Origin of the sequence: Streptomyces sp. NPDC049577, from assembly GCF_040675635.1 — a bacterium.
Taxonomy (GTDB): Bacteria; Actinomycetota; Actinomycetes; order Streptomycetales; family Streptomycetaceae; genus Streptomyces.
Genome location: NZ_JBFAPH010000255.1, coordinates 1 through 9,070, shown reverse-complemented (window position 1 = coordinate 9,070; position 9,070 = coordinate 1). Strand labels below are relative to the sequence as shown.

Annotated in this window: 6 protein-coding genes and 1 pseudogene; 3 read left to right on the top strand and 4 right to left on the bottom strand. The window is 72.2% G+C overall.

The features are described from left to right. Positions 1-483: 483 nt before the first annotated feature. Entirely contained in the window at positions 484-936 is a 453-nt protein-coding gene (locus AB0K09_RS24245; RefSeq protein ID WP_366067483.1) for a helix-turn-helix domain-containing protein, read from the bottom strand. A gap of 92 nt (positions 937-1,028) precedes the next feature. On the opposite strand from AB0K09_RS24245, the gene AB0K09_RS24240 reads away from it, so the two are divergent. Continuing rightward, the gene (locus AB0K09_RS24240) at positions 1,029-2,324 is read left to right on the top strand and encodes an MFS transporter (RefSeq protein ID WP_366067481.1); all 1,296 of its coding nucleotides are present in this window, start codon (positions 1,029-1,031) and stop codon (positions 2,322-2,324) included. On the opposite strand, the pseudogene AB0K09_RS24235 reads toward AB0K09_RS24240, so the two are convergent. Further along, positions 2,260-2,825 (bottom strand): annotated as a pseudogene (locus AB0K09_RS24235) (helix-turn-helix domain-containing protein); the annotation flags it as partial. The gene AB0K09_RS24240 and the pseudogene AB0K09_RS24235 sit on opposite strands and share 65 nt — an antisense overlap. A 241-nt stretch (positions 2,826-3,066) precedes the next feature. On the opposite strand from AB0K09_RS24235, the gene AB0K09_RS24230 reads away from it, so the two are divergent. Then, positions 3,067-3,516 carry a cupin domain-containing protein gene (locus AB0K09_RS24230; RefSeq protein ID WP_366067480.1) on the top strand — a complete coding sequence of 150 codons (450 nt, stop codon included), beginning with the start codon at positions 3,067-3,069 and terminating at the stop codon, positions 3,514-3,516. Here the strand turns inward: AB0K09_RS24230 and AB0K09_RS24225 are convergent. Both AB0K09_RS24225 and AB0K09_RS24220 read right to left on the bottom strand, forming a co-directional pair. Further along, a complete protein-coding gene (locus AB0K09_RS24225) occupies positions 3,497-4,786 on the bottom strand; it encodes a glycosyltransferase family 4 protein (RefSeq protein ID WP_366067479.1) in 1,290 nt (429 codons plus the stop codon). The two genes, AB0K09_RS24230 and AB0K09_RS24225, sit on opposite strands and share 20 nt — an antisense overlap. A gap of 275 nt (positions 4,787-5,061) precedes the next feature. Next, entirely contained in the window at positions 5,062-5,442 is a 381-nt protein-coding gene (locus AB0K09_RS24220) for a VOC family protein (protein WP_366067478.1), read from the bottom strand. 577 nt (positions 5,443-6,019) lie between these two features. Between AB0K09_RS24220 and AB0K09_RS24215 the strand changes: the two genes are divergently transcribed. Then, a partial coding sequence (locus tag AB0K09_RS24215) for an amino acid adenylation domain-containing protein (RefSeq protein ID WP_366067484.1) occupies positions 6,020-9,070 on the top strand: 3,051 nt, incomplete at its 3' end.

Here is a 9,070-nt window from a genome sequence, read left to right as displayed (position 1 = left end):
GCCTCGTCCCGCAGGGCAGGCGTCTTCTCCAGCCACACGAGATCCTCGGTACGCGGTCCGGCGGTGGCCGGAGCATCCTGGCTCTCCAAGGCCCGCTCCCGTGGCCCAGCAGCCGGCGGCACAGGGTGGCTCTCGGTCGGAAGTCAGGCGGAGGAGGGCCGTCAAGTTCCAGGTGCGCGGTGAGGTCACCGGCTCGGAGGGCACCATGACGTGGTGGATGCCGAGCAGTGCCCGCTCCACCCGGTCCGTCTCGGCTCCGGGGGCGTCCAGGATCCGGTAGTGGTCGTCGAGCTGTGGGGCGCGGTCGCGGTCACGCCGTCATCTGACGTCGGTGGGCATGGCGGTGCGGGGCACCGTGGCCGCGGCACCGGTCGTCGCCGCTGCCCGTGAGCAGCCGGTCGGCGTGGGGATCGTGCCGGGGTGACGCCGCGGGGCCTCGCCGGGCGCTTCCGTGCCCATGCACAAGGGTGGTCCCCGGTGGGGTCACTGGCCGGTGACCTTGTGGACGGTGGTGTCGTCGGGGGTGAGCGGTCGTCCGTCCGCGGACAGCACTTGCAGTGGGCGGAGGCGGTGTCCTTGGCGGCGGTCGACCAGTTGTGAGTGTGGTTCGCCGGGGGCGAAGAAGTTCTCCTCGCCCCACTGCCGCAGGGCCACGATGACGGGGAAGAGTGCCTTGCCCTTCGGCGTCAGCACGTACTCGCGGTAGGCGCTGCCGTCCGAGGCAGGGACGGATTCGAGGACACCGCCGGTCACCAGGGTGCGCAGGCGCGCGGTGAGGATGTTCTTCGCCACGCCGAGGCTGCGCTGGAACTCTCCGAAGCGCCGGCTTCCGTCGAACGCGTCCCGCACGATCAGCAGGGACCACCAGTCACCGATCGCGTCCACCGACCGGGCGACGGGGCACTCGCTGTCGTCGAAGCGGGTCCTGCTCACCATGGCGTCCCTCACTCTCATGTGGTTGCAACATGCTACCAAGAAAGCTACCGTCGCCGCTGGTAGCAAGTTGAAACCAGACTGGGGGGAGCGTCATGCCCGACAGCGATGAGGCTGTGACACATCGGAGCGAGACCCGAAGCGAGGAGGAGGGTGCCGCGTTCGTCCTTTCCCGTGGCGTCGTCCTGTTGTTCGCCGTCGCCTGCGGGGCGGCGGTGGCCAACGTCTACTTCTCCCAGCCGCTCCTGGTGACCATCGGCCGTGACCTGGCCATGAGCCCGGCACTGGTCGGCAGCGTGGTCACCCTCACTCACGTCGGCTACGGGCTGGGACTCTTCTTCCTCGTGCCGCTGGGCGACATGGCCGACCGCAGACGGCTCATCGTGGCCCAGCTGCTGCTCCTGGTGGCGGCCCTGGCCGTGGTGGCTGCCGCCCGTACGGCAGCGGTCCTGCTCGCGGGCATGGCCGCGACGGGGCTCCTCGCAGTCGTCACCCAGACGCTGGTGGCCTTCGCGGCATCACTGGCCCCTCCCGCCGAGCGCGGACGGATCGTCGGCCTGGTCACCAGCGGTGTGGTCACCGGCATCCTGCTCGCCCGCACCGCATCCGGTCTCATCGCCGACCTCGCGGGCTGGCGCTCCGTCTACCTCGCCTCCGCGACGCTCACCGCCCTGCTCGCTCTGGTGCTGCACCGGGTCCTGCCCCGCCCCACCGACCCCCCGCCCACGACCCTGCGCTACGGGCAGCTTCTGCGCTCCACCCTCACCCTGTTCGCACGCGAACGGCTCCTGCGGCTCAGGGCCCTGTTCTGCCTGCTGGTCTTCGCCGCCTTCAGCACCCTGTGGAGCAGCGTCGCGCTGCCGCTCAGTGAGGCCCCGTACTTCCTGTCGCACAGCGCGATCGGGGCGCTGGGGCTGGTCGGAGTCACGGGCGCCCTGGCCGCGACGGTGGCAGGCCGGCTCAACGACGGCGGATTCTCCCGGCGGACCACCGGCATCGCCCTGGCCCTGCTCACCGCCTCCTGGCTGCCGCTGGCCTTCACCCGCACCTCGCTCTGGGCCCTGTTCGCCGGGGTGGTCCTCCTCGACCTCGCCGTCCAGGCGGTCCACGTCACCAACCAGACCCTGATCTACGCGCTGCACCCGGACGCGGGCAGCCGCCTCATCGGCGGATACATGATCTTCTACTCGATCGGCAGCGCCACCGGCGCCCTCACCGCAACCTCCCTCTACGCGACAGCCGGCTGGAAAGCCGTGTGCGCACTGGGCGCCACGTTCAGCTGCCTCGCGCTCGTACTGTGGGCGCTCACCCGGCACAGCAGCGACGTCACGCACCCGGCTCGGCGCGGAACGCACGACGGTAGGCGCCCGGTGTCGTGCCGAGCGCGCTGAGGAGCGCCTGCGGAGGTTGGTGGCCGAGGAGAGCCCGACGCGGCGGGCCACGGCCTCCAGCGGGAGGCCGGAGGTCTCCAGCAGCTCCCGGGCCACGGCGATCCGTCGGGCCAGCAGCCACTGTCCCGGGCTGGTGCCGAGCTGCTCGGCGAAGCGCCGGGCGAGCGTACGGCCCGAGATACCGGCGTACGCGGCCAGGTCCTCGACGGTCAGCGGCTCGCCGAGCCTCCCGGCGGCCCATTCCAGCAGCGGCGCGAGTGAGCTGTCGATCTGCACCGGATGCGGCGGCGCCGCGTACTGGAGCTGGCCGCCCTCGCGGTGCGGCGGCATGACCATGCTCCGGGCGACGTGCGCGGCGTACCCGGCGCCCTGGTCGGAGCGGACGAGGTGCAGGCACAGGTCGATCCCAGCACCTGCGCCCGCACTGGCGGCGACGTCGCCGTGGTCCACGTACAGCACGTCCGGCTCGACGTGGACGGCCGGGAAGCGGTCGGCGAGTCGCTGGTCGACTGGGGTGGGCGGACGAGCGCCACGACCTGGTGCCTGGCAAGAAAGTACCGCAGGACGTCATTTCTGACACTCGGCCGGAGGCCGAACCCTTGTCAGGCTGGTCGCATGACGACACGACAGGATTCGACAGAACCGAACATGCACGGCTACGCGTGGGCCACCGTGCAGGACGCACCGGTGCGCGAGCTCTTCCCCGGGATCCGTCTGCGCCCGCGGTGGCACGGAGACGGCGGTGCGGCCGCCCACGTGCTGGAGATGGACCTGCTCACCCGCTGGACGGGACCGACGTCCACGAGCCGGGCCCGAGGAGGTCTTCGTGGTCTCCGGCGTCTTCAACGACGGCGAACGCGACTACCCGGCAGGTTCCTTCATCCACGCCCCGCCGGCTCCTGGCACGTCCCCCAGACGGCGACGGGCTGCACGCTGTTCGTCTTCTACCCCGAAGGGTGACGGCCCCGAAGGCCGGCGGCCTCCACCCCTGAGGCTGCCGGCCCGGCGACTGGGCCGGCAGCACCCGCCCCGCTGGTCCGGATCGCGGCGGAAGGAAGCTGCGGAGCGTGACTCCGAGGTCACCGACCGAGCCGGGCGAACTCGCCGTCCGGCGCCCCCAGCAGGCCGGTGCGCCGGGCCCGTCTGCGCGTCGTGGGAGAGGGGCGGTGTTGTCACGGCACGCGCACTCTGAGCGCGGTGCGGCGAAGGCGGCGCAGTGCCCCGCGTGCGAGGAGGGTGCCGGTGGCCCGGTACAGCGCGGCCGTTCCCAGGAGCCGGTTGTCGTCGTGCCACGGGGGTACGCCGGGCGGACGTGCGGTGTGGCGGCTGCGCAAGGCGGTGAGCAAGTCCTCGTAGCAGCGGGCGGCGTCATGGGGGGCGAAGGCCCGGGTGACGCGTTCGCGAGCGGCTGTTCCCATCCGGGTGCGCAACTGCTGGTCGTCCATCAGACGCAGGAGGGCCGCGCTGTAGGCGCGGACGTCGTCGCGCGGTACCAGGAGGCCGTCGACCCCGTCGCGAATGATCTCGCGCGGGCCGTGCGGGCAGTTGGTGCTGACCACGGGCAGACCGCAGCGCATCGCCTCCACGATGGTCATGCCGAAGGACTCCTGCGCAGAAGTGACCGCCGCTATCGACCCCTTCGCCCACTCGGGATCCAGTGGCGTCCTGACCCCCATGAGCTGCACGCGGCCGCCCAGGCCCCGGCGTTCGACATCGGCGGCGAGCCGGTCTTTCTCGGGGCCCGTGCCATAGATGCGCAGGGTCCAGTCGGGGCGCTGTCTGCTGATGCGGGCGAAGGCCTCGATGAGCATGCCGTACCGCTTCACCCGGGTCAGGCGCCCGGCTGCCACGACGACCTTGGCCGTGCAGTCGGCCGGGGGCACCGTGGTGGCGGGCACGCTGTTGGGGATGGCCTCGACCATGCCGTACGGGAGGCGCAGGCCGGTGCGGTGGGCCTGGGCATCGGCCCGCGTCATCGTCACCAGTGCGTCGAGGTACGGGTACCAGTGGCGCAGCTGACGGCGGAGACGGTGCGGATGGGTGTCGTGCGTGAGGTGTTCCTGGCCAATGCGCAGGGCGTGGGACGGACCGAAACGGGCGAGCAGGACGTTGAGCCCGGTACGGGTGCTGATCACGGCGTCCGCGTCGGTCGCGGCCAGCCAGTCGGTGATCCGCTGCTCGGCGAGGCGGTGGTACTGACCGGCGCGGCTCTCGCCCGCGGGGAAATACAGGCCGGGCTGCGCGGCGCGCGGGTCCGCCGTGTCCGCCGAGGGATCGCGGCGGTCCACCAGGGCGGTGAGGGGCACCTCCGGTGGCGGTTCGAGCAGCGGTGTCGCCCGGTGCCGGAAGACGGAGACGAGGCGCACGTGGTGCCGCTCGGCGAGGGACGCGGCCAGGGTGAACGTCGTTCTGGTCGTGCCGCCGATGGCATAGGCATTGTGCAGCAGAAAAGCGATGCGCATCACGAATGCGAGCGCATCCGGGTGCCGGACGCATATCGAGCGGATATGGATTTTCTGGAACAGCTCATGAAAGGAACATTAGGGGGAGAAAGTCCCCGCCGCATCGGCAGAAAGTCGGCGAGTGGACCAAGCCCTTCCTTCGCCGTTCATCGAGGACTCCCCCGCCTCCTGGCCACCGCCCGGCACGCCGCTCTCCACGAAGCGAGAGCCGTCCATGCACTGCTCCGCCGCCCGCGCGGAACGACAGGGCCCGCGCAGCCGTGGGCACAGGGCCGTCACAACGGGTTGAGGCGCGCCTTGAGCAGGCAGAACTCATTGCCCTCGGGGTCCGCGAGAACGTGCCAGGACTCCTCGCCGCTCTGGCCGATGTCGGCCGGGCGCGCCCCGAGCTTCAGAAGGCGTTCGAGCTCGGCGTCCTGGTCGCGATCGGTGGCGTTGACGTCGATGTGCAACCGGGATTTCCCCGGCTCCGGCTCATCCCTGCGACTGAGGAAAAGCGTCGGCTGCGCGCCGCCGAACCCTTCGCGCGGCCCGATCTCCACCGAGCCGTCGTCCTCACGACCGAGCACGACGAAGTCCAGTACCTCGCACCAAAACCGCGCCAGCGCCTCAGGGTCGCGGCAACCGAGCACGAGCTCACTGATACGACATGCCATGGACGAAACCCGCTCTCAGCGTGGGAAGGACCCGGGCGGCCACACGCCGAGCTCCTGGGCCCCGCAGTGCGAACACGCCCGAGACCGTACCGGACGGGACGAGCAGGCGCGAAGGTGTTTCGCGGCCCTCGGTCCACCCGGCCCGCCACCGGGCAAGGACCGCAACCGCGCAACGGGACGGCCGGCTTCGGACTTCCAGGTCGGCCGTCAGCCCGCCGGGGCGCGCTCCGGCGCCGGCGTCACGGCAGGACCAGCGCGCTGCGCGGCGCGCACGGTAGCAGCGCCGGTGCCCCCGGGCGAGGGAGTCCCCAACAGCGGGGGCGTCGTGTTCGTCACGGCTGTTTCCGGCCGGTGGAGTGGCCGATTCCCGGGTTTTCGAACGGATCACGCCAAGCACACGATAGCCAGGTCCGTCCGGTATGCCGGGATCAAGGGGGGAATCCTGTGGAGGACATCGCAAGAGAACGCTGAGGTCAGGCGACGTGGCTTGGCGCCACCGCCGCAGTCGGGGCCGTTCCGGCCGTCCGTCTCGCGTCCATGGACGCATCGGCCGGATCATCGCTGAACCACTACGGGCCTGTTCGATGCGCCATGTCGGCGCCCGGGCCCACCACTCGCCGCCGCGCCCGGTTCCGGGCGCGCGTTCGGCTGCTCACAGCACGTCACGGGGGAAGGAAAGCTCATCAACACGGGGAGTTCTCGGCTGCCCGCGGAACGAAGTGTTCCGCTGTCGCCGTATCAGCGTGACATCTGGTTGGCCGCCACGCGCGCGCCGAAGAGTCCACAGTTCAATGCCACGATCGTCGAGGAGTTCACGGGTGCCGTGGACGTTCCTCTGCTCCGCGACTGCCTGACCCTGACGCTGGAGCGGCACGATGCCTTCCGGCTGCGTTTCGGCGAGCGGGACGGCGTTCCGCGGCAGTGGCTCGCCGGCGCTCTGGGGGCGGACGGCACACCGGCCGTCGAGGTCGTCGACCTCTCGTCCACGCCCCATCCCCGGGCCGCATGCCTGGCCTGGCGCGAGAGGGTCCTGCGGACACCGTTCGACCTGGGTGACGGGCCGCTGTTCCGGGCCGCGCTGCTGCGGGAGAGCGACACGGCAGTCCACCTGCTGATCCAGGCGCACCATCTGGTCATCGACGGGCGGGCCATGTACCTCGTGCACGCCGAGGCGACGGAGGAGTACGCGCGCCGGGCGCGCGGAGGGGCTGCGAACCGCCGGGACGCGGCGCCGTCGGCGCTGGACGCCGTCGCCGGGCGGGACGACTACTTCGCCTCGCCGCAGTACGAGGCCGACCGGGCCTTCCACCGCGGCGAACTGGCGCGGATGGAGCCGAGTTTCTTCGCCCGGCGGCACGAGCCGCAGGCGGTGCCCGCCTTCGGCCGGCACGCGTTCACCCTGCCCGGCGACGTGGTGGAGCGCATCAAGGAGGGGGGCGGCTCGCCGTTCGCGTTCCTCGCGGCCGCGCTGGGCACCTGGCTGGCGCGCGTCCACCGCACCCGTGATGCCGTGCTCGGTGTGCCACTGCTCAACCGCCGTACCCGCGCGGAGCTCTCCACGGTGGCGCAGTACGCCAACACACTGCCGCTGCGCGTCGAGGTCCCCGGCGGCCGGCCGCTGGCGGACGTGGCGGCGCAGGTGCAGAACTCCCTGACCCTTCTCCAGGAGCACCAGCGGCTGCCCTACGGGGAGCTGCTGCGGGAGCTCCCGGCGGCCGGCGGCGCGGAGCGCAGGCTCTACGACGTCACGCTGTCCTTCATGTCGCTCAAGCCGGTCAAACCGCTGGCGGAGGGCGTCGAGCGCAGCGGGCCGCTGCACTTCGTGCCGCCGCACGACCAGGAGGCCCTGGCGGTCTACACGGTCAGCACGCGGGGCACGTCCGACCTGTTGGTCATCCTCAACTACGCCACCGACGTGTTCGACGAGGACCTGCCCGTCGCCTCGCTCGCCGAGCACCTGATGTCGCTGATCGGGCACGGTCTGGACAAGCCCGAGCGGTCGGCGGCCGAGCTGCCCCTGCCGGGCGGGCCGGAGCAGGAGCGGCTGCAGCGCTTCGCCAGGGGCCCGCGCGTGGCGTTCGCCGAGGATGCCACGCTGCCCGCCCTGTTCGAGGCGCGGGCGGCCCTGGTGCCCGAGCGGCCGGCGGTGTTCCCGCCGGACGGGCGGGGGGCGCTGAGCTACGCGGAGCTGGACGCCCGCTCCGGCCGGGTCGCCGCGGCGCTGCGCGCCCGCGGCGTGGGTCCGGGCGACCGGGTGGCCGTGCTGATGGCGCGCGGACCGCACCTGCTGCCGGCGATCCTCGGCATCCTGAGGGCGGGGGGCGCGTACGTGCCCGTCGATCCGGGCCATCCGGCGCGGCGGATCGGCTTCGTGCTGGCGGACAGCGGCGCGAAGGCCGTGGTGACGGATGCCCCGGCGACGGCCGTGCCCGTGCCGGAGGGCGTCCCTGTCTGCCCGGTGGAGGAGCTGCTGGACGGCCCGGACCGTCCGGACGCCCCGGTGGAGCCCGTCGCCACCGCGCGGGACCTGGCCTACGTCATCTACACGTCGGGCTCGACCGGACAGCCCAAGGGCGTCATGGTCGAGCACCGGTCGGTGGTCAACCGGCTGGCCTGGATGCAGCGCGCCTACCCGATCGGCGCCGGTGACGTCCTGCTGCAGAAGACGCCCGTCTCGTTCGACGTGTCGGTGTGGGAGCTGTTCTGGTGGGCGATCGAGGGCGCCGCCGTCGCCCTGCTGCCGCCCGGCGGGGAGAAGGACCCGGAGCTGATGCTGCGCACCGTCGCGGAGCACGGTGTCAGTGTGCTGCACTTCGTCCCGTCCATGCTCGGGCCGTTCCTGGACCTGCTGGAGCAGGCGCCGGAGAGACTGGCCGAGGCCCGGTCGCTGCGCTACGTGTTCTGCAGCGGCGAGGCGTTGCCGCCGGGGCGCGTCGAGCAGTTCAACCGGGTCTTCGCGCCGGCCGGCGACCGCGCGCCGCGACTGGTCAACCTGTACGGGCCGACCGAGGCGGCGGTCGACGTCTCCGCGTACGAGTGCCCGGCGGAGCCGGGGCGGACGGTCAGGCGGGTGCCCATCGGGCGGCCCATCGACAACACGGAGCTGTACGTCATCGGGCCGGACGGGGCGCCGCAGCCCGTGGGCGTGCCGGGCGAGCTGTGCGTCGCCGGCGTCCAGGTGGCCCGCGGCTATCTGAACCGGCCCGAGCTGACGCGGGAGAAGTTCCTCGACGAACCCTGGGTGCTGGGCGGCCGGCTGTACCGCACGGGTGATCTCGCCCGCTGGCTCGCCGACGGCACCCTGGAGTACCTCGGGCGCATCGACGGGCAGGTGAAGGTCCGCGGCAACCGGGTGGAGCTCGGCGAGGTCCAGGACGCACTGGCCCGTGTGTCGGAGGTCCGCGAGGCCGCGGTGACCGACCACGTCTCCGCCGGGCGCGGCACGTACCTCGTCGGCTACTACGTCACCGAGGACGGCCGTGCCCTCGACGGGGTCCGCCTGCGTGGGCAACTGGCGGACCACCTGCCGGAGTTCATGATCCCGGCCCGGTTCGTCCGGCTGGACCGGCTGCCCCTTTCGCCGAACGGGAAGCTGGACCGGCGCCTGCTGCCGGCGCCGGGCGCGGTG

Excerpts from the sequence above, each read along its gene's own strand:
- AB0K09_RS24225 (WP_366067479.1), bottom strand. The coding sequence starts at position 4,786 with ATGCGCATCGCTTTTCTGCTGCACAATGCCTATGCCATCGGCGGCACG.
- AB0K09_RS24240 (WP_366067481.1), top strand. The coding sequence starts at position 1,029 with ATGCCCGACAGCGATGAGGCTGTGACACATCGGAGCGAGACCCGAAGC.
- AB0K09_RS24245 (WP_366067483.1), bottom strand. The coding sequence starts at position 936 with ATGGTGAGCAGGACCCGCTTCGACGACAGCGAGTGCCCCGTCGCCCGG.
- AB0K09_RS24220 (WP_366067478.1), bottom strand. The coding sequence starts at position 5,442 with ATGGCATGTCGTATCAGTGAGCTCGTGCTCGGTTGCCGCGACCCTGAG.